A 24736-nucleotide genomic window follows, 5' to 3' on the forward strand; every position below is an offset into this window, starting at 1 on the left:
CCTATCCTGCCACTTGGCAAGAAAAGGGCGCGCTTAGTCCCTTTTGGCAACCGGCGGATTGTCGCCGAGATCTTCGTACCATGCCTCGACAGGGCCGGTCAGTTTGATCGTCAGCGGCTGACCCTTGCGGTCGACAGTCTTGCCAGCCTGAACGCGGACCCAGCCTTCGGTGATCGAATATTCCTCGATATCGGTGCGCACGCGGTCTTTAAACCGGATGCCAACGCCGCGTTGCAGAACTTCGGCATCAAAAGCCGGATTGCGCGGATTTACCGAAAGGTGGGCAGGCGGAACGTCGTTTCCGGATGGTTTTGGTGTGTTTTCTTCAGTCATAGGCGGCCCATTAGTCTGCTCGTGGCCGCTAAACAAGCATCCAATCACACCTGCGCGCTTGCCCTTTTGTTCATCCGGCGATAGAGGGCCAGCGCAGATGCGCGCGGGAGGCCACGAGTCTTCCGCGCGGCTTCGTCTGGGCATGCGGGCGTGGCGGAATTGGTAGACGCGCTGGTTTTAGGTACCAGTATCGTAAGATGTGGGGGTTCGAGTCCCTTCGCCCGCACCAATGCCTCGCCCCGGACCCTGGACGAACGCAGAGACACAACCGAATTTTGCTTAAGAAGGCTTTAGTTAGAACCCCATGCAAACCAAGCAAACCACAAACGAAGGCCTAAAGCGCGCCTACACCGTCACAATCACCGCGGCTGAATTGACCGCAAAGATCGATGCCGAGATCAAGCGGATCGCTCCGCAAGTGCAGATGCCGGGTTTCCGTCCGGGCAAAGTGCCAGCCAATCTCGTCAAGAAAATGCATGGTGAGCAGATCCACGCGCAGACCGTTAATGACGTGATCCGCGAATCGGTCGACCAATTGATGAAAGAGGAAGAACTGCGTCCAGCTATGCAGCCGTCCATCGCGCTTGGTGACGACTATGAGGAAGGCAAAGACGCCGAAATCACAGTCGAGCTTGAAGTTCTTCCGCAGGTCGACGCGCCTAGCACCGACGGCCTCAAGCTTGAAAAGCTAGTCGTTCCTGTCGCTGACGCGCAGATCGACGAGGCGATCCAGAACATCGCCGGTCAGAACAAGAGCTACAAAGACGCTGCCAAAACCAAAAAGGCGGCGGACGGCAACCAGTTGATCATCGATTTCGTCGGCAAGCTTGGCGATGAAGAGTTCGAAGGCGGCAAAGCCGAAGACGCTGCGCTGGTAATCGGATCAGGCACATTTATCCCGGGCTTTGAAGAGCTGCTCGTTGGCGTGAAAACCGGTGATGAGAAAACCATCACTGTCACTTTCCCGAAAGATTATCAGGCAGAGCATCTCGCCGGTAAAGAAGCGACTTTCGATGTGACCGTGAAAGCGGTGAAGGTCGAAACCGACACCAAGATTGATGACGAGTTCGCCAAGCAGCTTGGCCTCGACAGCATCGATAAGCTGAAAGAGATCATGAAGGGTCAGCTTGAACAGCAGACCGCCGGTCTTACCCGCACTCAGATGAAGCGTTCTTTGCTTGATCAGCTTGCCGCGGGCCACGATTTCGACGTTCCATCGACAATGGTTGATGCCGAGTTTGAGCAGATCTGGCAGCAGCTTCAGCAGGAAGCTTCGAACGAAGAGAATCCCGAAGAAGCGCTTAAGCAGATCGAAGACGAGAAAGACGATTACCGTGCAATCGCGGAGCGCCGCGTGCGCCTTGGCTTGCTCCTGTCCGAAATTGGCCAGGCAAACGGCGTTGAGGTAAGCCAGCAGGAAATGCAGATGCTAATCCAGCAAGCTGCCCAGCAATACCGCGAAGAAGATCGCGAGCGCTTCCTTCAATATGTGCAGCAAGAGCCAATGGCTGCGGCACAGCTTCGTGCACCGCTATACGAAGACAAGGTCGTCGACTTCCTGTTCGACAAAGCTGACGTCACTGAGCGTGAAGTGACGCAAGAAGAGTTGCAGGCAGCGATTGAAGCTGAAGATGATGCCGAAGCCGAAAAGGCTAAGGCTGCACCTAAGAAGAAAGCTACGGCCAAAAAGCCTGCGGCGAAGAAGGCACCAGCGAAAAAAGCCCCGGCAAAGAAGGCCGCCGCTGACGACAAGCCAGCCGCGAAAAAAGCGCCTGCCAAAAAAGCACCAGCCAAGAAGCCTGCTGCAAAGCCCGCTGCTGCGAAGAAGGCTCCGGCTAAGAAGCCAGCAGCCAAGAAAGCGCCAGCAAAAAAAGCTCCGGCGAAAAAACCTGCAGCTAAGAAGGCCCCGGCCAAGAAAGCTGACTAATTCGGTCCTTCGGGTCGCTGCGATCTGAAGGAAGCGAGACAAAAAGGCCGCGCCTCTGCCGAGACGCGGCCTTTTTTGATTTCGAAGTCCGGCGCATCTTTCAGGTGGCGACCCTTACCCAAAATTAACCTCAAATCCCTACCAAACCTAATCTGACAACGTACGACAAGCTCCTGACAACGGAGCGAACGGATTGGGGATTCGCGATGGATATCGGTGTTGAAGGCAAAAGGACGCTGTCCGCACGTGCCTTGGACTGGCTTCAAAAGGGCTCGATCAGCAGCCAAGTCGGCAAAGTTTTCAACCTGTTCGCGATACTCGTCATGATATTGGGTGCGGTTGCAACCATCGGGGCCGTCCGGATCGAGCAGCGTTCAACCACGCTCGCTGATCTTACCAACGTCGCCTTCCTCACTGCCAACATGACGCGCAGTGTCGCGCTTTCGAAAGATGATATGGGTGCATATCGCGCTCGCGGATATGAGCCTGAGATAATCGAAAGCTCGATCCGGCACGCCCGCGACGCGATTGAAATGAACAGCGAACTTCGCGGTTCGGCTGGTTCGATCGATCCGGCCTTCGCCGCGCGCGTCGATGATCTTGAAACCGGCCTTGGCCGTATCGTTACGATCATGGAAGAAGTTCGCGATGCACCGCGAACCATCGTGGAAGAAGAATCATTCCTCGGACCGCGCTATGACGAGATTGATACCACTGCGCTTCAAATCGTTGAATTGCGCGACATTGCAGCGACCCGAACAGAACAATATTCGGGCGAGGGTCTGTACGAAATTCAGATGCTTATCGCAGTTCTGACCTTGGGCGCCTTGCTCGCGCTTGGCCTGGTATTTGTTGGCAAACGGCTTGTGGCGCGCCGCGTCGTTTCACCTATCGTCGATATTGCCAATGCCAGTGAGCGAATTGCAGCGGGCGAAACGGCGCTCGCCATTCCCGAAGCTGGCCGCGATGACGAGATTGGCAAAATGGCGGATTCTCTGACCATCCTTCGCGAAGTGCAGGAGCAGTCGGCCGAACAGGCTAAGCGAGACCATGAGCAAGAGCTTGAGCGGGAGCGCGAGCTTCAGCATGAGCGCGACAAACAGCGCATCGCGCACACGGAAATGCTTCAATCACTCGCCGATCAGTTTGAAGAGACCGTCGGCGGCGTCGCAAGCGAGGTTGCCGCCGCATCCAGCGAGATGCACTTGGCCGCGAACGCGCTGGCTGAGAATGTTGATAGTTCTTCCAAGTCGGTTGAGAACGCCAATTCCAATTTGAAACAGTCATCTGCCGGGATCACCGGCGCGGCGTCTGCTACGGACGAATTCTCGCTCTCGATCAATGAAGTCAGCCGTCAGGCAGGATCATCATCGCAGCGGGCCCAGCGTGCAACGAAAGCGGCGAAGCAGGCGGATAAAACTATTGCCGGATTGACCGATTCCGCAGGCAAGATCAGCCAGATTGTAGAAGTGATCGCCGGAATTGCTCAGCGCACCAATCTGCTCGCGCTGAATGCCTCCATCGAGGCTGCGCGCGGCGGAGAAGCTGGCCGCGGCTTTGCTGTGGTTGCATCCGAAGTGAAAGAGCTCGCCATGCGGACCGGGCGCGCGACCGAAGAGGTGGAAACTCTGATCCGCGAAATGCAGTCCGTCACGGCAGAGAGTGCTTCTGCGCTGTCTTTGATCTCAGAAGAGGTTGTGGAATTGGAATCCGCAGCCTCCGCCATTGCGACAGCAGTCGATCAGCAAGCGGTCGCGAGTCAGGATCTCGCGCGCAGCATCGATATCGCCGCGCGCAACACGGAAACAGTTAGCGCGACAATTGACGATGTGAGCAAGGTTACCCATCAATCCGGAGCGACAGCTACGCAGGTTCTGGATAGCGCATCGGGTCTGAACGATCAGGCCGAATTGCTGCGCGAACACGTTAGTGATTTCTTGAAACAGGTACGCGCTGCCTGATTTGGCTCACTAGTCGGCGGGTTTCCATCGTTCAAACGAAGGCGTTGGCAGATCTGCTGTCCGTACTTTTTCATAGGCCGCGCCCAGTTTCAGGACTGCGTGGTCATCCCACTTGGCGCCGAAGAAGCTAATGCCGACTGGCAGGCCTTCAACCGCGCCCATCGGCACGGTGAGATGCGGATAACCCGCAATCGCGGCGGGTGATCCAAAACCGATGGAACTGTTGAAATTGTCGCCCACCACCAGATCACTGACCCATGCAGGGCCGCGTGTCGGGGCGACAAGAAAATCGACATTGTTATTGGCAAGCAGAACGTCGAGCGTTTCCTTGCCCGCAATCCTGACTGCATTTTCACGCGCTTTCTCATAAGCCTCGCGGTCAGTGGTCTGCTCTGCCACCAAAAATAAGCCCTGATCGAACCAACGCATCTCCGTTTCGGCATTGGCTTCGTTGAAGGCGATGAGATCCGCGAGGCTTCGCGGGGCTACATCTGAATCGGTTTCGTCACCAGTGCCGCCGATTGCCGGAATCGATTCCAGATAGGCGTTCATCCCTTCGCGCAGTTCGAACAGCAAAACGGTGAAGCTATCGGCGAACATCTGATTGTTCACTTCGAATTCTACATCGACCAGCACGGCGCCAGCACGTTCCAAATCTGCAAGCGACTGCGTAAAGATATCGCGCACGTCATCACGGTTGCCGATTTGATTGCGCATCACACCGATCCGCACACCCTCGAGAGAGAAATTGCTAAGACCGGACGCGTAGTTGGTCCGGTTCTGCGCGGTCAATGTGGCGCTATCCGCCGGGTCTTCACCGGCCATCGCCGTCAACAGCAAAGCCGCGTCAAATACGATTTTGGTCATTGGGCCAGCTGTGTCCTGCGTGCTCGAGATCGGCACGACGTGTGTCCGGCTGACGATCCCGACGCTGGGCTTGAAGCCGACCACTCCATTGATCGAAGCGGGGCAGGTGATTGATCCGTTGGTTTCCGTACCAATCGCGCCCCAAGCAAAACCTGCCGCAACCGCTGCACCGCTTCCCGAAGATGAGCCGCATGAATTGCGATCAATCGCGTGCGGGTTGCGGGTGAGACCGCCAACCGCGCTCCAGCCGCTGGTTGAATCGTTCGAACGGATATTGGCCCATTCCGACAGATTGGTCTTGCCAAGAATAACGCCGCCATTGCGCCGGATATTGGCAATCAGCGGCGCGTCACGGCCTGTGCGGTTGTCTTTAAGCGACAGACTCCCCGCAGTGGTGGGCAGTTCGCGTGTTTCGATATTATCTTTCACAAGCACGGTGCGGCCGCGCAGCATGGTGCGCGTGCGCGAGGCATCCCGGGTCTCTTGATACCAGTTCGGATTCAGCGCGATGACCGCGTTCAATCCGTCCGGTCCGCCATCGCGTTTTTCGATGGCCTGAACCGCACTCAAAGCCAGAAACTCGGCTTCCGATTGCGGACGGGGAGATTGCTCTACGCTAGGCGGAGTGATCGTACCTGGCGACATGGCGGGCGGCGTTTCCGGTGCCCTGTCTTGCGCATGGATCGGCATGGTGAAGGCAAGCGCGGTCAAGACGGCGCCAGAGGCGAGCAAGGCGGTTCTACGTGTAGTCATAGCTTGCTTGATTGCCGCCTTGCCGCGCGGCGCGCAAGGGGCGCGGTGAATTGGCTGGTAACCATTTGGAAGCCTTACGTCTCAATAATGGACGCACAGTTTCATGCGATTGAGCATGACGTAGCCCTGCGTAGGACAGGACGCTCCAGTTAACCCCTAACTCTGGATGGTCATGCAGAATTCAACCCAAGTGCCGCTTGCACGCAAACACTATCATGACATTGATGGTGCGCGTTCCGTGTTGATGTTCCTTTCGGTCGCGCTGCATGCGGGCACAGTCTATGCGCCTGCGCGGCCATGGATCACAGGAAACACAGCGCGCGCTGATTTTTTCGACTGGTTGATTTTCGGATTTCACCTGTTTGTCACACCGACGTTTTTCTTTGTCGGCGGATTCTTTGCGGTGCTGCTTTTGACGCGCCGCGCTGCGGGCGATTTCATTTCCAACCGTTTGCTTCGGACAGCCGTACCGCTCGTGGCAATCGCGCTGACGTTCAATATGATCGAACACTACTTGCGCTGGGTCGATAGCGGCGGGGCTGGTACATTTTTGAGCTGGATTGGCAGTCCCGCATTCATTGAAATTTGGGCGAATGGCACATGGCAACTGCATTTGTGGTTCCTGGTGAGCCTGCTCCCCATGTTCCTGCTCGCAGTCGTGATCCACTCGATATTGCCCAAGGAATCGCGCCTGCGCAGTCTTGCTGTTGAGTTCTCCGACAGGCTCGCGGGCCGGATATCAGGCAGCGCGGCTTTTGCGGTCGCTTTGCTGATCTTTGCTCTCGTCAATACCGCAAATTACTCGGCGGCGGCTTTGGTCCCGGGCTCTTATGATCTCATCTTCCCAGGCTTCCAAAGCTGGTACAAGTTAGTGTCCGAATTCCCGTTCTTCGTCATCGGCGTCATGGCGGCATTGTCGCCTCGACTTCTGAGCTCTTTGTTCGAGTGGCGCTGGTGGATGCCATATGCGGCGGCGGCTGCACTGTTCTTCCAGCCTTATCCCAATGCTGAACAGAGCTTTGAAATTGGCATCTCCATGCTGTTCCTCAATCAGCTCGCGATCTGGACGATTGTCCTGTTCATCCTTCAGTTCTTTCACCGCTTTTTCAGCGAAGGTGGTGCTCGTACGCGGTGGCTCGCCGATTGTGCGCTGTCTATGTACCTGTTCCATCACTGTTTTGTGTACATCTACGGACAAATGCTCACCGGTGTCGACTGGCATATCGCTATTGAATTCACGGTGCTGACGGTGGCTGCGGCGGGTACGGTGATTGCAATTCACGAGGGACTGGTGCGCCGTTTCGCGATCGTTCGACTGCTTTTCAACGGTAAAACCGACATCGAAGCCGTGAAGAAGCAGCCTGGCCTATTCGCGGCTTTCACAAAGGGTGGCAGTCGCAAAAAGGCGGCAACCCAATCCGGTGCCGTTGGCTCCGGCGGTTCGCTTTCCCCCAGATGATTGGCATCTGAAAGGTTAAAGCCCTTGAATCCCAAGCGGCCTGACCCGACATTGCTGGTCCGATATTCAAAAGGGTTTTCTATATGATCGATTTGTTCGGCAATTCCGGCGAGACTCACGGCTCACAAGGCCAATTCACGCGCGACCCTCTGACTGGCGCCATGGTGCCGGTGGTGGTCGAGCAGACCAGCCGGGGCGAACGCAGCTTCGATATCTTCTCGCGCCTCCTGCGCGAACGCATCGTTTTTGTGACCGGCCAGGTCGAAGACGGCATGGCTTCGATCATCACGGCGCAGCTTTTGTTCCTTGAAAGCGAAAATCCTTCCAAGCCGATTAGCATGTACATCAATTCGCCCGGCGGCGTTGTGACCGCCGGCATGGCGATCCATGATACGATGCAATACATCAAACCGCGCGTTTCGACCGTGTGTATGGGACAGGCAGCATCCATGGGCAGCTTCCTGCTTGCAGCCGGTGAGCCCGGTATGCGCGTTGCTTTGCCGAATGCCCGCATCATGATCCATCAGCCTTCTGGCGGTGCGCGCGGCATGGCGTCGGACATTGAGATACAAGCCAAAGAAATCCTGCGGATCAAGAAACGCATGAACGATCTGTATGTGAAATACACCGGCCAGAAACTGGACGTGATCGAGAAATCGATGGACCGTGATACCTTCCTCGAAGCGGATGAAGCCAAGAAATTTGGCATTGTCGACAAAGTGTTCGAGACTCGCCCCGAGAATGAAGAAGGCGACGAGAAAGACGGTTCTGGCGGCGCGCCCGAGTAAGGCTGTGACCGTTTGATCCGGGTTCGCCCCGCAGCGGGACAGGCCTCGTATCAGATTGATAATTCGGCCACATGGGTGCGCAAATCACGTCCCATGCGGACCGAAAAACCGTGCGAATGAGTTGATTCATTCGGCATGACAGATAAAGTTGCCGAATCTCGCCGGGTTCACAGGCCTGTGAAACCGAGAGATTCGAGGATTACAGGATGACGAAATTGAGCGGATCTGACAGCAAAAGCACACTCTACTGCAGTTTCTGCGGTAAGTCGCAGCATGAAGTGCGCAAGCTAATCGCAGGGCCTACAGTATTCATCTGCGATGAGTGTGTTGAGCTGTGCAATGACATTATCCGCGAAGAGACGAAGGCCGGTATCGCGGGTAAGAAAGAGGGCGAAGTTCCTTCTCCGCGCGAAATTTTCGAAACACTCAACGATTACGTGATCGGTCAGAACAGCGCGAAACGGAACCTCGCGGTTGCCGTGCACAACCATTACAAACGGCTCAAACATTCTGGCAAGTCCGGAGGCGATGTTGAGCTTGCGAAATCGAACATTCTGCTAGTTGGCCCAACCGGCACGGGTAAAACACTGCTCGCGCAGACATTGGCGCGCACCTTCGATGTACCGTTCACAATGGCCGACGCCACCACCCTGACCGAAGCCGGCTATGTCGGTGAAGACGTTGAGAATATCATTCTGAAATTGCTGCAATCGTCCGATTACAACGTCGAAAAAGCGCAGCACGGCATCGTCTATATCGACGAGATCGATAAGATTACCCGTAAGGCGGAAAACCCATCCATCACGCGCGACGTGTCGGGTGAGGGCGTTCAGCAGGCTCTACTGAAACTGATGGAAGGCACCACTGCCTCTGTTCCGCCGCAGGGCGGCCGCAAGCATCCTCAGCAGGAATTCCTGCAAGTCGATACGACGAACATCCTGTTCATCTGTGGCGGCGCGTTTGCAGGCCTTGATAAGATTATCGCCGATCGCCTTCAGAAACGCTCAATCGGTTTTGGTGCGCATGTTGCCGATCCGGACAAGCGCAAAGTTGGCGAATTGCTCGAAAAGAGTGAGCCGGAAGATCTGCTGAAATTCGGCCTTATTCCAGAATTCGTTGGCCGTCTGCCAGTGATCGCAACCCTGCATGACCTCGATGTCGATGCGCTGGTCACGATCCTGCAAGAGCCAAAGAACGCTCTGGTGAAGCAGTATGGCAAGCTGTTCGAACTGGAAGATGTCGCACTGACCTTCACCGACGAAGCATTGGTCGCCATCGCCGAGCGCGCAATCCTGCGCAAAACCGGCGCTCGCGGTCTTCGCTCTATCGTCGAAGGGATCCTGCTCGATACGATGTTCGACCTGCCTGATATGGACGATGTGTCCGAAATCGTGATCGATGAAGATGTGGTGTCGGGCAAGAAAGACCCGATCCGCGTCGTCTCGAACGATGATGATAAGGGCGAGAAAGAAGAGGCAGCCTAGTTTTCTCTATCTATTCACGATAGTTAGATCGTGATCGGAGAGAAAATGGCTAACAAATTTCTTGTATTTGGGATACCCGCAATTGTTATTGCGGCTGTTGTTGGCTGGTACTTTGCATCACCCGGACTCGCGATGATGCAGTTGAGAGATGCTGCTCAATCCGGTGACGAGGTGCAACTTGAGGAAAGCATCGACTTCCCTAGGCTGCGTGACGGTTTGAAGGCCGATCTTAAAGCGCGGATGGCTGCAGAGGTTGTCACTTCTGATAATGTCGGGATGGAGGCACTTGGGTCAGCGCTTGGCTTGGCGATGATTGATCCTATCATCGATGGTTTTGTAACGCCTGAAACCATGGCGGCTCTTGTGCGCAAAGGTCGGCTGGAAAGCCCTGATCAGAAGAGCCAATCGGAACAGCCGGAAGCGCAAGAGGCCGAATGGGCGATTGAGCGCGAGGGAATCTCGCGATTTTCCGCGCAGCCCGACAGCCCAGATGGTGAAGAAATGCCCAAGTTGATTTTCGAGCGCGATGGCTTGGGCTGGAAACTCGTCGAATTGGACCTTCCCGAAGGCACATTGGACCGCGGTAATTGACACCCTGAAAGCAAAAGAAAACCCCGTCTGGCCGGGGGAATGGCCAGACGGGGTCGTGAAATGCGTCGCCCCGATGGGAGGGGGAACGATGGAGCGACGCGGTGGGGTGTAAGGTTTAACCGGGTAGGAACACTCCGTCGGTCACGTGGATTACGCCGTTTGATGTCATGACATCGGTTGTTGTGACGGCAGTTGCGCGGCCAGCCGCATCGGTGATCACAACTGTGTCACCCGACAGGCGCGCGGTCAGTTTGCCGCCGGAAATGGTGTCAATCGAGGCGCTGCCACCGTGCTTTTTGATCAGCGCGACCAGATCACCTGCGGTCACACGGCCAGCGACAGCGTGATAGGTGAGGATATTGGTCAGCGTGCCCTTGTTCTCAGGCTTCACCAATGTCGCGACGGTTCCGTCCGGCAGCTTTGCAAAGGCAGTGTCGGTCGGTGCGAAGACTGTGAACGGGCCGGGGCTCGACAATGTTTCGCCAAGGCCAGCTGCGGTCACAGCAGCGACGAGTGTGTTGTGAACGCCAGTGCTTTGGGCGGTTTCAACAATGTTTGGCGCTGCCTTTTTGGCGTGGTCATGTGCGGCTACCGGAGCGGTCGCTACAGCGGCCATTCCAGTGGTTGCAGCGAGTGCAGCGAAAGCTGCGGCTTTAAGTGTTTTCGGGGTTACAGGCATTGGTTTCTCCTTTGTCTGCAAGCCCTCCCGGATCTTGCATATGGAGCTACGCATGCCCGGATCAAGCGGATGCGAAAAAATCACAACTAATTGAAATTTTTGATGAACTGAATGATTCTAGCGATGAAATGCGCGTATGCGCTGCGTCCCAAATCAGACTTGAGAGAACGCGCCCTCGGCCACAACAGGGCCTGCATCGACACCTTCGGGTTTCCCGCCGATTGGTTCGCGTGTGAGCACCAATTGGACACCGTCATCGAGGTTCTGCGCTATCGTCTCTGGCAGCTCCATCGAGAGCACCTTACCTGGTTCAACAACGCCCAATGATTGCAGATCGCCGCCATCGGCAGGCACCAGCCAAAGCTCGTGATCGTGCACTCCGTCGGCAGTCAGGCCGATCGCCCCGATCAACATTTTTTCGCTGTCAGGGATATACGTCACATCAAGCCGTAGGCCTGTGTCACCAATTGGCACTTGCGCGACCAGCGGGTCGGCAGTTGCGATTTGCGTTGGTGGGACTTGGCCGGGTGCTTGCGTTGCATCTGGGCCAAACGCGGCAAAAGCCAGCGCGACTGCGGCAGCGGCGGATGTCAGTCCAGCGGTCCATTGCCAGCGGCGCACGCGCGCTTGCAGGTCAACGACGTTGGAAGACGCTCCGGCATCTTCGTCCGATTGATCGGCTTGCTGAACCGCAACGCTGGCGGCGATTTGCGGCCACAGATCAGCGCGCGGTTCCATCGGTGCAATCTCGTCCAACAAAGGTGCGCAGCGCTCTTCCCACAGCGCAACCTCTGCGGCGAAGGCCGGATCATTCGCTACGCGGCCTCGCGCGGTCATCAGCTCTTGGCCATCAAGCAAGCCGAATGTGTACTCGATTGCGATCATGGCATCATCGCGTTCTATGCCATCAGTCATTTCGTTTTTATCGCTCATTCGCCCGTCTCCAGGCAAGTGCGCAGCTTCATCATGCCGCGGCGGATCCAGCTTTTCATTGTGCCGAGGGGCACGTCGGCGTCTTCTGCCAATTCGGCGTAGGTGCTGCCATCAAAGAATGCGGAGCGGATATTGGTGCGCGCGGGTTCCTCCAGCGCCTCAAGACAGGTGTGAACACGCGCTGCACGTTCTCCGTCGATCATCAATTGATCGGCGAGAGGGGCGGCGTCTGGCAAGGGAACTGCCTCTTCGACTGGCACAGCACCGCCGCGCACTTTGCCAGTGCGCAGCCGGTCAATTGCGCGGTTGCGCGCAAAGGTCGCCAGCCACGAAATCGGGCTCGCTCGGTCCGGGTCGTAGCGGTCAGCCCGCTGCCATAAGTTCACATATACGTCTTGCAACGCGTCTTCTGCCTCTTTCGTGTCTCCCAAGATACGGAAGCAAATCCCGTAAAGTTTCACGCGGGTGGCAGAGTATATCTGTTCAAGCGCCGTGCTGTCGCCTTCGGCCAGACGTACCATCGCATCGCGCAGAGCCTCGCGTGCTTCTGTACTGGCCGGTGTCGGAGCGCCAACCATCAGCAATCCGTCTCGCAATCGGTGCCGCGTTCGATCTGAATCGTGGCATGGCCGATGCCAAACCTGTCTTCGAGACTGTGAGCGATCTGGTGAAGGAATTCGTCAGTGCACGGCGCTCCAGGCATCACAAGATGCGCGGTCAGAGCAGTCTCCGACGTCGACATTGGCCAAATATGCAGATCGTGCACAGCTTCCACCCCTTCAAGACCTGCCAGATGGCCGCGCACTTCGCCTACGTCAATCCTTGCAGGAACTGCAAGTAGCCCAAGCTTCAGACTATCTTTGGCCAAGCCCCACGTGCCCCAAGCGATCATGGCGACGATTGCAAAGCTCACAAGCGGATCAATCCACCAGAATCCGGTGAACAGGATGGCGATCCCTGCGATTACAACACCGGCAGAAACCAGCGCGTCTGCTGCCATATGCAGGTAAGCGCCTTTGATGTTCAAATCTTCTTGTCCGCGCATGAAGAGGAATGCTGTGAAGGCGTTGATCCCTATACCGATCCCGGCGACGATGATCATCACCATCCCTTGCGGTTCCTGCGGCTCCATAATCCGATGGAACGTTTCGAACAGGATCGCTCCGATTGCGACCGCGAGTAGCAGTGCGTTTCCGATGGCTGCGAGGATGGTCGAGCTTTTGAAGCCGTAAGTGTACCGTTCCGAAGGCGGGCGTTTGGCGGCAATACTTGCGCCCCAAGCCAGCATTAGCGCCAGAACGTCCGACAGATTGTGTCCCGCATCTGCGACTAGCGCCATCGAGTTGTAGAGAAACCCAAAGACCGCCTCTATCACAACAAAAACGGTGTTCAGCGCGATCCCGATCAGGAACGCATTGCCAAAATCGGCAGGTGCATGATGGTGCCCATGATGATCGTGCAGGCCGTGACAATCCGTATCACCGTTGCCGCGCCCCGGCGCATGGTCATGACCATGCTCGTGCCCATTTTTGTGTGAATGTGCGTGCCCCATCGCGATCAATCGTAGACGCAGGAATTGAGGCCGTCACCCTTTACGACCCGCATGCGCGACTCAATCGTATTACCATATCGCGCCAGCCATCCGCCCGGATTGACGACAGAGCGCGTTTTGGGGCTGGGAAGGGCCACGGCCATGCGGCTGGCTTCATCAGCGGAAAGCTGCGCTGCCGATTTGCCAAAATACCGCTGCGCGCCAGCCTCGGCGCCATATGTGCCGATGCCGGTTTCCGCGACGTTCAAATACACTTCCATGATGCGCTCTTTGCCCCAGATGTTCTCAATCCAGAACGTGAACCAAGCTTCCAACCCTTTGCGGAAGTATCCGCCGCCCTGCCAAAGGAACACATTCTTGGCGGTTTGCTGGCTGATGGTGGAAGCACCGCGAATTTTGCCGCCTTGGGCGTTGTTTTTGATCGCTTTCTCAATGGCTTCGGTATCGAAACCGGAATGTTCACAAAACTTGGAATCCTCCGCTGCGATGACCGCCGCAACCAGATTGGGATCGATATTGTCGAGGCTTTCCCAATCCTTCGCAATGCCGTGTTCGTCCATTAGCATCGTTGCTGTCACCGGCACCGGTATCCATTTGAACGCGATCACAAGCAACAGGCTAATCCCGATGAACCACAAGATGATCTTAGCAAGAATACGGGCGAGTTTGAGAACCATAGATCGTCGATAGCATTCCCGCTCGCCAGTGCAATTGACTGAGCGCCAACAGGCTATCAAAAGACGCCATGATTATTGTCACAGAGGGGATCAGTGCCGCCGGGAAAACAACGTTTTCGCGGCAGTTTGGCGAAGGACGCTGGCTGCCAGAAATGCCCGTTAAAGCTGAGCGCCCATGGCAATCCGCTTCTGCAGAAGAGCACGCGGTGTTTTGGGCGGATCATAATGCCGCTCGTTTTCAAATGGCGCTCGATATTGAACGCAAACATGGATTTGGAGTCTGCGACACCGATCCCCTGAAAATACATTATTCCTGGTGTATGGAGAAAGCGGGGTTCGATTGGCCCGATCATTTTGCTTTGGCTGCCATTGAGGTGCGTCAAAGAATGGCGGAGCGCCGCCTCGGCTTCGCCGATCTCTATCTCGTGAAACAGATCGATGATGATGTCGCTCGCGCGCAAAAGGAAAACGACAACTCGCGTCGCCGAGATAACTTTGAAGAGCATCTGGCTTTGCAGCCGCACTTGATCGCTTGGTTTGCGGCTCTATCGGATGTTGTGCCAGACCGCGTACGCTGGTCCTTTCCCGAGGTGAAGGAATTGTCCAACGAGATCGCGAAGCGCGCGTCGGAACGCGGCCCGCATCGCTATGACACCTCAGTTTTCGACGCTTTGATTGATGGCTTACCTCGATAGGTCAGAAGCAGCGCCTCCTTGCGGTGTCCCGCGCAGCGTGCTTGTGTGGGCTTAAAGCATTTCACAGGGGAATATGATGCGCATTTTTCGTAACGCTGCAGCCGCAATCGCTTTGACGGCTGCTACAATTTCGATGCCGGCGATTGCCGATGACCATGGCGGCACCGATGCGATTGATGCGCTCTATGACAGTTACCTAGAGCCGCTGTTTGTGCATTTTCACAAAAATCCCGAGCTTTCCTTCCTCGAAACGGAAACGGCAAAGCGTATGGCGAGTGAGTTGCGCGCCGTGGGCATGGAAGTGACCGAAGGCGTCGGCGGAACCGGCGTAGTCGGCATGATGCGCAACGGTGATGGCCCGCTGATCCTGCTGCGCGCGGATATGGATGGTTTGCCGGTTCCGGAAAAATCGGGCCTCGATTACGCATCCACCGCCACGCAAATCGGGCAGGATGGCAAGGAATATCCCGTAATGCATGCTTGCGGCCATGATGTGCACATCACATCGATGGTCGGCACTGCACGGCGGCTGGCGGCGATGAAGGATCAATGGAGCGGGACGATCATGTTCGTTGTCCAGCCAGCGGAAGAGCGCGTCGGCGGGGCCAAGGCAATGCTGGAAGACGGGCTTTATGACCGGTTTGGCAAGCCTGACTATGCCCTGGCATTCCATGTCGGTTCGCAGCTTGCAACGGGCAAGATTACGGCGTCAGAAGGCATTCAATATTCGAGCGCGGATTCGGTGGACATCATGGTGCCGGGCATCGGTGCGCACGGGGCCAGCCCGCATACGGGCCGCGATCCGGTCTACATTGCGTCACAAATCGTGACCGCGCTTCAATCCATTGTGAGCCGTGAGATTGGCCCGCTTTCGCCTGCTGTGATCACTGTCGGTTCGATCCACTCGGGCACCAAGCACAACATCATCTCTGACCGCGCCGATCTTCAACTGACGGTGCGCGCCAATGACGAAGAGACCCGCGCACAATTGCTCGCCGCGATTGAGCGGATTGCGGTCAATATGGGCAAAACGCATGGTCTGCCAGACGATCTGCCGGTGACTGTGAAGGTGAGCGAAGGGACTCCGGTCACGAACAACGATCCGGAATTGGCGCGCAGGTTAAACAATGTGATCAAGCGTGATCTGGGCGCAGACACGTTTCTGCCATTCGTCCAAGGCGGAATGGGCGCAGAAGATTTCGCTTACTTCGTCGCTGATGAATACGGCGTCCCCGGGTACTATTTCGCGGTGGGCGGGACACCGCCGGAAGCATTTGAGGCAGCCAAGAATGGCGGCCCGCGCGTTCCATCGCATCACTCACCCTTGTTCAAAATCGCTCCGCGCGAAAGCGTGACACTGGGCACGCGCGCGATGATCGCAGCGGTAATGGATTTGGCGCCGGCGAATTAGCCCCTCCAAGCGTGATCTCAGTCACGCGCCGAGCACGTCATCTTAGGGCATTCGTCTTCCATGAGAACGGACGGAGATAGGCTGATGTCAAAAGATGTAGTTGTGAACAATCAAACCACTCCTAGTGGAACATCGATTTCAGAACGTATTGTGGGGGTGCGTATGTGGTCTGCATTCGCCATCGTGGCGGTCTACCTCTTGGTCATCGTCTTTTTGTTGGGCCACATCGCAATGGGTGGAGAAGCCGAAACGGGCACAAGCCCTCAGACTGGAGCGTTCGATAAGTCAGAATGGGATCAGATCATAATCCTGCTTACAGCAATTGGTACTCTTGCGACCGGCGCTGCTGGTGTTCTGATCGGGGTTCAGGTTCAGCAGACAAGTGTGAACAATGCCAATAACCGTGCGGCGCGGTCTGAAGTGGAGGCCGAAACAGCCAAGAAGCAAAAGAAGGTCATGAAGGACCGTGTCGAGGCGGCCGTGCCGAAAATTGAAGCGATGAAATCGGAAGTCGCCGATGCTGCCCGTCAGGACAAGGGAGTCAAAGTAACCGAGGAAGCGCTTGCATCGGTTGCCAAAGAGCTCCGCGTCGCGCTCTCCGAATAGTCTTTTACATAATAAAGGGGCGCTCTCTCTGCCGAGGAGCGCCCCTTTCTGTATTTCTTGGTTCAGCTTAAGCTTACGCCATGCCCGGCAACAGCCGGTCGCCTGCGATCCGCTGCATTGCTTTTTGCAGCTTTTCAAACGCGCGCACTTCGATCTGGCGGATGCGTTCACGTGACACTTCGTAAACCTGTGACAGTTCTTCGAGCGTCTGCGGTTTTTCCGTCAGGCGGCGTTCGGTCAAGATGTGCTTCTCACGGTCATTAAGCGAATCCATCGCTTCGACCAGCATATCGTGACGCACTTCGGATTCCTGCGCGTCGGCGACAAGTTCATCCTGAAGCGGGCCATCATCGGTCAGCCAGTCCTGCCATTCGCCTGATCCATCTTCGCCATTGCGCATCGGTGTGTTGAGCGAGCCATCGCCGCCCATCATCATCCGGCGGTTCATATTGACGACTTCCTGCTCCGGCACGCCGAGGTCGGTGGCGATTTTCGTCACGTCTTCGGGGTGCAGATCGGAATCCTCGTAGGCTTCGAGCTGCTTCTTCATCCGGCGAAGGTTGAAGAACAGCTTTTTCTGAGCTGCGGTGGTGCCCATCTTAACGAGGCTCCACGAACGCAGGATGTATTCCTGAATCGAGGCTTTGATCCACCACATCGCGTAGGTCGCGAGGCGGAAACCGCGATCGGGCTCGAATTTCTTGACGCCCTGCATCAAGCCGACATTCCCTTCGGAAATGAGGTCGGACACGGGCAGGCCGTAACCGCGATAACCCATGGCGATCTTGGCCACGAGCCGCAGGTGGCTCGACACCAACTGCGCTGCGGCATCGGGGTCTTCATGTTCGGAATAGCGCTTGGCGAGCATGTACTCATTCTCAGCCGTCAGCACTGGATACTTCTTGATCTCCGACAGATAGCGGTTGAGGCCTTGCTCACCACTGAGGGACGGGACCGTCGTTCTTGCTTTACTCACTTCTTCCCTAACCTTTCTTGCGTCGACCTCGTTTGATGGACCCCTAATGGGCATCCGTCTGTTTGGGCCACATGGTTACATATAGACGTGTTTCCGGATGTTTGAACCGGATTACATGTCATTCATCTAATTCAACGCCCAAGTTGGTCGATTAGTTCCCTCATATCGGCGGGAACATCGCTCGAAAAAGATACGGATTTGTTCGAGATTGGATGCAAGAAGCCCAATTCGGCGGCGTGCAAAGCCTGGCGTGCAAATCCGAGCTGCGAAATCAGCGTTTTCAAGCTCTTGGGTGTTTTTCCGTAAGTCTGATCTCCTATTAAAGCATGGCCTATTGATGCGCAGTGAACACGCACCTGATGCGTGCGTCCGGTTTCGAGTCGGCACTCAATCAGCGCCGCACCATCCATCACTTGCAAAACCTTATAATGGGTAACCGCATGCTTCCCGCGTGAGGAATTCTTGTCGAGCACAGCCATTTTCTTTCGGTTCGCATCGCTGCGCCCGATTCGCTCGTCAATTGTGCCTACCGATGGGGAAGGGTGGCCGCCCACAACAGCAAGGTATCGGCGGTGGATCGAATGGTCGGCAAATTGCGCGGCGAGCCCTTCATGCGCGGCATCGGATTTGGCCACCACGAGCAAGCCGGACGTGTCCTTATCGATCCTATGTACGATACCGGGGCGGGCAACGCCGCCAATACCGCTCAATTGCCCGCGGCAATGGTGCAGCAGAGCATTGACCAGTGTGCCATCCCGATTGCCCGCCGCAGGGTGCACGACCATGCCAGCAGGCTTGTCGACCACGATCAGATGCTCGTCTTCGAATGCGACAGAAAGCGGGATATCCTGCGGCTTTGCTTCGGCTTCAATTGCCGCTGGCACTGAGATTCGGAATGTTTCGCCTTCGTTGACCTTAACTGAAGGGGATGAGGCGACCTTTCCGCGTATTTCGACATGCCCATCTGCAATCAGGGTTTGCACCCGTGCGCGTGACAGATCCGTCGAATCGGCCAGCGCCTTGTCTAGGCGAGCAGGCGCGACGATTTTGCCCGTGATGGTCTCGCTCTCAGCCATGTCCGCTCGTCCTGAGCTTGTCGAAGGACGAAACTGCGCTACGGTTCGGCCATGCCGTTCTACACCTACATGCTGCATTGCTCGGATGGGTCATATTACACCGGTCATACGGATGATCTCGAACGGAGAATTTCTCAGCACCACACCGGACATCTCGGTGGGTATACCAATTCTCGGCGGCCTGTGCGCCTCGTCTGGTCACAGGAATTCAGTGAACGATATGAAGCGTTGAACGCCGAAAGACAAATCAAAGGGTGGAGCCGAGCGAAGAAAGAAGCCCTTATCGATCGACGCTGGGATGAGTTAAGCCGATTGGCGCGCTCGCGGACGCAATCCACCCTTCGACAGGCTCAGGGTGAACGGGTTTCTGTCGTCGCAGATGTTCTTGAAGCGATGCAGTCAGCCGCCAAAGCCGCCCACCCGCTTGAATGCTGCGGGATATTGTTGGGCGAGGGGGGCTGCATCACCGGCGTCATCGAAACGCTCAATGTACATCCGACCCCGCAAACCCATTTCGAGATTGATCCGCAGGCTTTGATTGATGCGCACAAAGCAGAACGCAAGGGCGGTTTGCGCCTGATGGGATATTTCCACTCTCACCCAACGGGCGATGCGTACCCGTCTGAAACGGACAAAAAGATGGCGACGCATGATGGCAAAGTATGGGCAATCATCGCAGGAGGCGGCATGATGTTCTGGACGGACGACAAAGACGGGTTCCATGCGCTTTCCTACGATGTTGGAAGCCGCTAAGGTTTGTAAAATCAGAGGGTGCATACAGGCGATTTATTTGCTCTAGTTGCCTCTCTCAGCGCTAAAGTCACACTTGGTGCCGGTGGATTTGATGGGATTATAGCGATAACAATGACTTATCATTCATCGGCGACCAATTGGCGGCTGCGTTCTGTGTCACCCACCCCCTACAAAATTGTCCATGAGATTTCTTGAATGACCTCGCAAACCGATCTCGCTGCACTGCTGTGTTCGCGCCTCTGCCATGATATGCTTTCGCCTGTTGGTGCGCTTGCCAACGGTCTTGAATTGCTCGCTGACGAACAAGACCCTGAAATGCGCGCTCGCTGCGTCGAATTGCTTGAGCAAAGCGCCAAGATCAGCACCGATAAACTCAAATTCTTCCGCCTCGCATTCGGGGCGGCTGGTGGTTTCGGCGAAAACGTACCTGTCGAAGAAGCGCAGGATGTTGTGAACGCACTCGCCGCTGACAAAAAGCGGGTCGAGCTCAACTGGGCGCTTAATGACAGCAGCCTCCCAAAACCAGCTGTCAAAGTGATGTTGAACCTTTCGCAAATCGCGCTCGAGGCGTTGGTGCGCGGCGGGACGCTGGATATCGGTGCGGAAAAACGCGACGGGAATATTGAAATTGTGGCCCGTGCGACGGGACCCAAGATCGCATTTGACGAAGTGATCGGCAAAGCGCTGCAGGGCGACGTTACTGCGCCTGAAATCACCAGTCGCACGGCTGCGGCGCATATGATTGCGTTGCTTGCCGAAGAGATTGGCGGCGGTCTGCAATATGCCGTGACTGACGAGGCGCTGGTGCTGGGCGCTGTCTTACCGGAGCCAGAGGGCATGATTGGATGAGCGGAATGGAGATAAACGAGCTTGTTCATGCGGTGAGAGCATCACCGAATTTCAATGAGCGTGCGTCTCCGATTACGATGTTGGTGTTGCATTACACCGAAATGAAGCCGGTCGAGACTGCGCTAGACCGTTTGACCGATCCCGATGCGGGCGTTTCCGCACACTACCTGATCAGTGAAGAGGGTATCGTCACCCAGTTGGTGCCCGAAGAAAAACGCGCTTGGCATGCAGGCGTGTCGTTTTGGCGGGGCACAAAAGATGTGAATTCCGCCAGTATCGGGATCGAGCTGGATCATCCCGGCCATGCAGGCGGGTACCGTGAGTTTACCGACGCGCAGTTTGAGGCGCTTGTGCCCCTCGTCGCGCGGATTGTGAAAGAATACGATATTCCGCGGGCCAACGTCGTAGCGCATTCCGATGTCGCGCCATTGCGGAAGATTGATCCAGGCGAACTGTTCCCGTGGGACCGGCTCGCTGAATATGGCCTGTGTTTGCCCAAGCCGGAGAAGATCGAACAGGTCGATCCGTTCCACAATGAGGGCGCGTTTATCCTCGCGCTGGAACGCTATGGATACGATATTACCGAAGGCCGCAAGACGATCGAAGCGTTTGAAAGGCGCTGGCGGCCGGAAAAGATCGAAGGCCGCTATGACGCACAACTGGGCGCGATCCTGTGGCATTTGCTACTTGAACGGGACCGGGGGGCGGCGCGTTAGAGAGGAATTTACAGGTCTTTTCAGCAGGTGCGGAAGAAATGTGCTTTGATGATCGCCGGACGACCAGAGGGAGGGGTCTGCAATGATGAGAAAACTTGGAGCCGAATTTATCGGCACGTTTTGGCTGGTGTTTGGAGGTTGCGGTTCCGCAGTTCTCGCAGCAGCCTATCCCGAGCTGGGGATTGGTTTTGCCGGCGTTTCGCTGGCGTTTGGTCTCACCGTCTTGACCATGGCTTATGCTGTTGGAGGGATTTCTGGCGGGCACTTTAATCCGGCAGTTTCGCTTGGTCTTGCGTTGGGCGGACGATTTAGCTGGGGCGAGCTGGTTCCATATTGGATCGCGCAGTTGCTCGGCTCATTCACTGCTGCCGGTATGCTTTATCTGGTCGCGAGCGGCGTTTCCGATTTCCAAGCAGACGGTTTCGCTTCTAACGGATACGGCGAATTGTCGCCCGGCGGATTTTCGATGACGGCAGCGCTGATCATTGAAATCGTCCTTACGGCAGGGTTCCTTATCGTGATCCTCGGATCGACATCATCGAAAGCGCCGGCTGGATTCGCGCCGATCGCGATTGGTCTTGCGCTTACGCTGATCCACCTGATCTCGATTCCGGTGACAAACACTTCGGTTAACCCGGCGCGTTCGACCAGCGTGGCGTTTTATGCCGACACGGCGGCAGTTCCGCAGCTTTGGTTGTTCTGGGTCGCACCGCTGATCGGCGCGGCCATTGGCGCGATCATCTGGAAAATGATCTCGCCCGATGAGCCGATCGATAACATTGGCGGTCAAGAATAGGCCGAACCAAATATCGCAATAGTGAAGGGCCGGCTTTCCTAAAGCCGGCCCTTTCTGTATGCGCGGGCTGGTCAGGGGGCCGAGGCAGCCGCGAGCGTTCTCGTTCGAGGAAAGTCCGGGCTCCACGAAGCAAAGGTGGCGGGTAACGCCCGCCGAGTGCCCGCTTTCGGGCGGGCATTTAGGGAAAGTGCCACAGAGAGTGTACCGCCGATGGACCTAACGGTCACAGGCAAGGGTGAAAGGGTGCGGTAAAAGCGCACCGGGGCTGCTGGTAACAGCGTCCGCATGGTAAACCCCACCTGGAGCAAGGCCAAATAGGGGTCTCGCGCCTTTTAGGCAGGAGTGCATCGCTCCGAGAGATCCGGGTTGGCTGCTTGAGCCGTTCGGCAACGGACGGCCTAGACGAATGGCTGCCACCGCGCGGCCGGTCCCCCGAAGAGATTTGGGCGGATACCGCGTGCGGACACAGAACCCGGCTTATGAAGCCCCCTGACATTTCTTTTCTGTCTCGTGATGCAATGTAGATGGAACGGCCCATGCTCGGGATCGTTGAACGGCTATGCAAACTATACGCTCTGACGAACGAAGTATTCTGCAACGCGCTGCCCCGATCCTCGCGGTTATCTGTCAGGTTGGCTCGACATTCCTGCCTGCGCTCGGTTTCGGCGAACAGATTGGAGAGCGATCCGACTCGGTCAGGACACTTATCACGCCATCCGGCTGGGCTTTTTCTATTTGGGGCCCGCTCTTCTTAGGGTGTTTGATCTTTGCAATCTGGCAGGCGCTTCCAGCGCAGCGTTTCAACGCGCTCCTCAATCGCATCTGCTGGCCCGCATCTATTGCTCTCGCCGCGCAAGGAGTTTGGGCGGCATACACCCAGTTTAACAATCTGACGGTGGTCTCCGCTATCATCATTTTCGTTTCGCTGATAGGACTCCTGATGGTCCTTCGGACGTTGGTGAAACACACGGAATTCACGGCGAAAGAACGGTGGCTTGTTGCATTGGTCTTCAGCTCTCTCGCAGCTTGGTTGACCGCGGCGAGCATCGTCAACGTATCCGCCACCTTGCGCTATATCGGCGTGAGCGGAGAAATGACCTACCCGCTGGTCACTGCAGCAATGGTCGCAATTGGCGGTGTGATCGCGGCCCTTGCGACGGTGCGAAGCAGGGGCAACCCTTGGTATGCCCTCGTATTTTGCTGGGCGCTTACCGCGATATATTTTCGCGGAGGTCAGGAAGAAGGCATGATCGCTTTGGCATGCATCGCATCAGGCCTGCTTGTGGCGCTCGCGGCTCTGATTGGTATCGCTAACCCTCACAACCGTCGGCATTGGTTAGGAATTTGATCGCTTTGGCTGTCTTAGGCGGCTTGGGATACGAAGGTTGGGTACAGTTCATCAAGCGGGCGTGAACGGCCATCGGCGCAGACCAAGCGAACATGGTATCGCTTCATCCCGCGCGGATTTGTGACGCCAACTGAATGCGCAATCACACCAACTTCCTTGCGCATCTGCTTTACGAAATTGGCAACGCGCACAGCTTTGTTAGCTGGATCAAGGCCGCGTTGCAGGCTTGGATCGTGGGTTGTGATACCAGTCGGGCAGGTGTTCTTGTTGCACTTCATCGCCTGAATACAGCCGAGCGCGAACATGAAACCGCGTGCAGAAATGGTGAAATCTGCGCCAGCGCATAGCGCCCAAGCAACTTCGCTTGGGGTCACCAGTTTGCCGCTTGCAACGATACGAATGCGGTCTTTCAGGCCAGCCTTGTCACGCAGATCAACCAGCATGGGCAGCGCCTCTCTGAGGGTAAGTCCGACATTGTCGATAAGGGGCATTGGCGCGGCACCGGTCCCGCCATCGCCGCTGTCGACAGTTATGAAATCCGGCGCGCTTTGCGGACCGCGTTTGTTGATCTTAGCGAACAGGTCCTCCAGCCAGCCATAAGCCCCGATCACGGTTTTGAACCCGACCGGCTTTCCGGTGACTTCGCGGATGTGGGCGATCATATCGAGCAGTTCTTCGGTGCTGCCGATATCCGTATGACGATTAGGCGAAATCGAGGCCTCGCCCTCGGGAATACCGCGTATTTCAGCGATCTCTGCGTTGACCTTTGCTGCTGGCAGAATTCCGCCTTTGCCAGGCTTTGCGCCTTGCGACAGTTTCAATTCGAACATGCGGACTTGTTCGTGCGCTGCAACTTCGCGCAGTTTTGCGTCAGACAGGTTTCCATCCTCGTCGCGCACGCCATATTTTGCGGTGCCGATCTGGAAGACAATGTCGCAGCCGCCTTCGAGATGATATGGTGAAAGACCGCCCTCACCAGTGTTCATCCAGCAACCAGCCTTGGCCGCGCCATTCGATAATGCGCGTACGGCCGGTGTAGAAAGCGCACCGTAGCTCATACCGGAGATATTGAAGACCGAAGGCGCGTCATAAGGGATACGCGCCGCGCCTCCGCCGATCGGCATCGGGGGAGCCTTCACAGCATCACGCTCCAGTGTCGGCCAAGGGCAATTTACAAAAATAGGTGTGCCAACCGGATCCAAATTTCGGGTCGAGCCGAACGCAACATTGGTGGATTTGGCTTTCGACGCATCATCGACCCAATCACGCTGGGCCCGGTTGAACGGCATCTCTTCGCGATCCATGGCAAAGAAATACTGCCGGAAGAACTCGCCCAGCTCGGACAAGACGTGCCGCATCCGGCCAATCACGGGATAGTTCCGTCGGACTGTGTCGGCTGTCTGATAGCGATCGATCACGAACAACACGATCAATGAGAGGACCACTAGCCCTACGGCAAAAATGAATAGGCTGGTTAGCCCGTCAAGAACGGCGGTCATCGTGTTT

At 56.3% G+C, this 24736-nt stretch carries 24 protein-coding genes, 1 tRNA gene and 1 other RNA gene; 16 read left to right on the forward strand and 10 right to left on the reverse strand.

The genetic code is table 11. From position 1 onward, the window contains the following. Positions 1–33: 33 nt before the first annotated feature. Positions 34–333, reverse strand: a complete 300-nt coding sequence (locus tag KCG46_RS06250) for a DUF3297 family protein (RefSeq protein ID WP_218404415.1) — start codon at positions 331–333, stop codon at positions 34–36. Between the two features lie 144 nt (positions 334–477). Here KCG46_RS06250 and KCG46_RS06255 point away from each other — a divergent pair. From KCG46_RS06255 to KCG46_RS06265, 3 genes are all read left to right on the forward strand, one after another. Continuing rightward, positions 478–562 (forward strand) — tRNA-Leu (locus KCG46_RS06255). Between the two features lie 75 nt (positions 563–637). Next, complete coding sequence (gene tig, locus KCG46_RS06260; RefSeq protein WP_218404417.1) at positions 638–2260, forward strand: trigger factor; 1623 nt, start codon at positions 638–640, stop codon at positions 2258–2260. 206 nt (positions 2261–2466) lie between these two features. After that, entirely contained in the window at positions 2467–4221 is a 1755-nt protein-coding gene (locus KCG46_RS06265) for a methyl-accepting chemotaxis protein (protein WP_218404419.1), read from the forward strand. 9 nt (positions 4222–4230) lie between these two features. Here KCG46_RS06265 and KCG46_RS06270 read toward each other — a convergent pair whose 3' ends face one another. Beyond that, on the reverse strand, positions 4231–5841 hold the full coding sequence (locus KCG46_RS06270) for an amidase (protein WP_255551800.1): 1611 nt from the start codon (positions 5839–5841) through the stop codon (positions 4231–4233). Positions 5842–6013: 172 nt separating this feature from the next. Between KCG46_RS06270 and KCG46_RS06275 the strand changes: the two genes are divergently transcribed. The 4 genes from KCG46_RS06275 (at position 6014) to KCG46_RS06290 (ending at position 10163) form a co-directional block, all read left to right on the forward strand. Beyond that, positions 6014–7300 carry an acyltransferase family protein gene (locus tag KCG46_RS06275; RefSeq protein ID WP_218404421.1) on the forward strand — a complete coding sequence of 429 codons (1287 nt, stop codon included), beginning with the start codon at positions 6014–6016 and terminating at the stop codon, positions 7298–7300. An 83-nt stretch (positions 7301–7383) separates the two neighbouring features. Further along, entirely contained in the window at positions 7384–8088 is a 705-nt protein-coding gene (locus tag KCG46_RS06280; RefSeq protein WP_218404423.1) for an ATP-dependent Clp protease proteolytic subunit, read from the forward strand. A gap of 206 nt (positions 8089–8294) precedes the next feature. Next, on the forward strand, positions 8295–9572 hold the full coding sequence (gene clpX, locus KCG46_RS06285) for an ATP-dependent Clp protease ATP-binding subunit ClpX (protein WP_218404425.1): 1278 nt from the start codon (positions 8295–8297) through the stop codon (positions 9570–9572). 45 nt (positions 9573–9617) lie between these two features. Continuing rightward, complete coding sequence (locus KCG46_RS06290) at positions 9618–10163, forward strand: DUF2939 domain-containing protein (RefSeq protein WP_218404427.1); 546 nt, start codon at positions 9618–9620, stop codon at positions 10161–10163. A gap of 115 nt (positions 10164–10278) precedes the next feature. On the opposite strand, the gene KCG46_RS06295 is transcribed toward KCG46_RS06290, so the two are convergent. The 5 genes from KCG46_RS06295 to mtgA all read right to left on the reverse strand — a co-directional run bounded on the left by KCG46_RS06295 (position 10279) and on the right by mtgA (position 14004). Then, positions 10279–10842: a fasciclin domain-containing protein gene (locus KCG46_RS06295; RefSeq protein ID WP_218404429.1), complete on the reverse strand. Its 564-nt coding sequence runs from the start codon at positions 10840–10842 to the stop codon at positions 10279–10281. A gap of 153 nt (positions 10843–10995) precedes the next feature. Then, positions 10996–11775: an anti-sigma factor gene (locus KCG46_RS06300; protein ID WP_255551801.1), complete on the reverse strand. Its 780-nt coding sequence runs from the start codon at positions 11773–11775 to the stop codon at positions 10996–10998. Continuing rightward, positions 11772–12353, reverse strand: coding sequence for a sigma-70 family RNA polymerase sigma factor (locus KCG46_RS06305; RefSeq protein WP_218404431.1), 582 nt, complete (start codon positions 12351–12353; stop codon positions 11772–11774). Before KCG46_RS06305 ends, KCG46_RS06300 begins: the two co-directional genes overlap by 4 nt. Continuing rightward, positions 12353–13327, reverse strand: a complete 975-nt coding sequence (locus KCG46_RS06310; protein WP_218404433.1) for a cation diffusion facilitator family transporter — start codon at positions 13325–13327, stop codon at positions 12353–12355. Before KCG46_RS06310 ends, KCG46_RS06305 begins: the two co-directional genes overlap by 1 nt. Before the next feature lie 5 nt (positions 13328–13332). Beyond that, the gene (gene mtgA, locus KCG46_RS06315) at positions 13333–14004 is read right to left on the reverse strand and encodes a monofunctional biosynthetic peptidoglycan transglycosylase (RefSeq protein WP_218404435.1); all 672 of its coding nucleotides are present in this window, start codon (positions 14002–14004) and stop codon (positions 13333–13335) included. 68 nt (positions 14005–14072) lie between these two features. On the opposite strand from mtgA, the gene KCG46_RS06320 reads away from it, so the two are divergent. From KCG46_RS06320 to KCG46_RS06330, 3 genes are all read left to right on the forward strand, one after another. Then, positions 14073–14699 carry a hypothetical protein gene (locus KCG46_RS06320; protein WP_218404436.1) on the forward strand — a complete coding sequence of 209 codons (627 nt, stop codon included), beginning with the start codon at positions 14073–14075 and terminating at the stop codon, positions 14697–14699. A 73-nt stretch (positions 14700–14772) separates the two neighbouring features. Continuing rightward, positions 14773–16110, forward strand: a complete 1338-nt coding sequence (locus tag KCG46_RS06325; RefSeq protein ID WP_255551802.1) for an amidohydrolase — start codon at positions 14773–14775, stop codon at positions 16108–16110. An 84-nt stretch (positions 16111–16194) separates the two neighbouring features. Further along, a complete protein-coding gene (locus tag KCG46_RS06330; protein WP_218404437.1) occupies positions 16195–16716 on the forward strand; it encodes a hypothetical protein in 522 nt (173 codons plus the stop codon). A gap of 73 nt (positions 16717–16789) precedes the next feature. Here the strand turns inward: KCG46_RS06330 and rpoH are convergent, their stop codons facing one another. Together rpoH and KCG46_RS06340 are read right to left on the reverse strand one after the other, a co-directional pair. After that, entirely contained in the window at positions 16790–17746 is a 957-nt protein-coding gene (rpoH, locus tag KCG46_RS06335; RefSeq protein ID WP_255551803.1) for an RNA polymerase sigma factor RpoH, read from the reverse strand. A gap of 77 nt (positions 17747–17823) precedes the next feature. Further along, a complete protein-coding gene (locus KCG46_RS06340; protein ID WP_218404439.1) occupies positions 17824–18768 on the reverse strand; it encodes an RluA family pseudouridine synthase in 945 nt (314 codons plus the stop codon). A 51-nt stretch (positions 18769–18819) separates the two neighbouring features. Here KCG46_RS06340 and KCG46_RS12620 point away from each other — a divergent pair, with 51 nt between their 5' ends. The 6 genes from KCG46_RS12620 (at position 18820) to KCG46_RS06375 (ending at position 23230) form a co-directional block, all read left to right on the forward strand. Then, positions 18820–19521, forward strand: a complete 702-nt coding sequence (locus tag KCG46_RS12620; RefSeq protein WP_255551804.1) for a Mov34/MPN/PAD-1 family protein — start codon at positions 18820–18822, stop codon at positions 19519–19521. A gap of 195 nt (positions 19522–19716) precedes the next feature. Then, complete coding sequence (locus KCG46_RS06355; RefSeq protein ID WP_218404440.1) at positions 19717–20370, forward strand: histidine phosphotransferase family protein; 654 nt, start codon at positions 19717–19719, stop codon at positions 20368–20370. Further along, positions 20367–21086 carry an N-acetylmuramoyl-L-alanine amidase gene (locus KCG46_RS06360; RefSeq protein WP_218404441.1) on the forward strand — a complete coding sequence of 240 codons (720 nt, stop codon included), beginning with the start codon at positions 20367–20369 and terminating at the stop codon, positions 21084–21086. Before KCG46_RS06355 ends, KCG46_RS06360 begins: the two co-directional genes overlap by 4 nt. An 82-nt stretch (positions 21087–21168) precedes the next feature. Next, positions 21169–21882, forward strand: coding sequence for an aquaporin Z (aqpZ, locus tag KCG46_RS06365; RefSeq protein ID WP_218404442.1), 714 nt, complete (start codon positions 21169–21171; stop codon positions 21880–21882). A gap of 72 nt (positions 21883–21954) precedes the next feature. Continuing rightward, positions 21955–22378, forward strand: an RNA gene (gene rnpB / locus KCG46_RS06370) — RNase P RNA component class A. Positions 22379–22441: 63 nt separating this feature from the next. Beyond that, on the forward strand, positions 22442–23230 hold the full coding sequence (locus KCG46_RS06375; protein ID WP_218404443.1) for a TspO-related membrane protein: 789 nt from the start codon (positions 22442–22444) through the stop codon (positions 23228–23230). 14 nt (positions 23231–23244) lie between these two features. Here the strand turns inward: KCG46_RS06375 and KCG46_RS06380 are convergent, their stop codons facing one another. After that, a complete protein-coding gene (locus KCG46_RS06380) occupies positions 23245–24729 on the reverse strand; it encodes an FMN-binding glutamate synthase family protein (RefSeq protein ID WP_218404444.1) in 1485 nt (494 codons plus the stop codon). Positions 24730–24736 lie beyond the last annotated feature (7 nt).

The sequence above is a fragment of the Erythrobacter crassostreae genome, assembly GCF_019204045.1.
Lineage (GTDB): Bacteria > Pseudomonadota > Alphaproteobacteria > Sphingomonadales > Sphingomonadaceae > Erythrobacter > Erythrobacter crassostreae.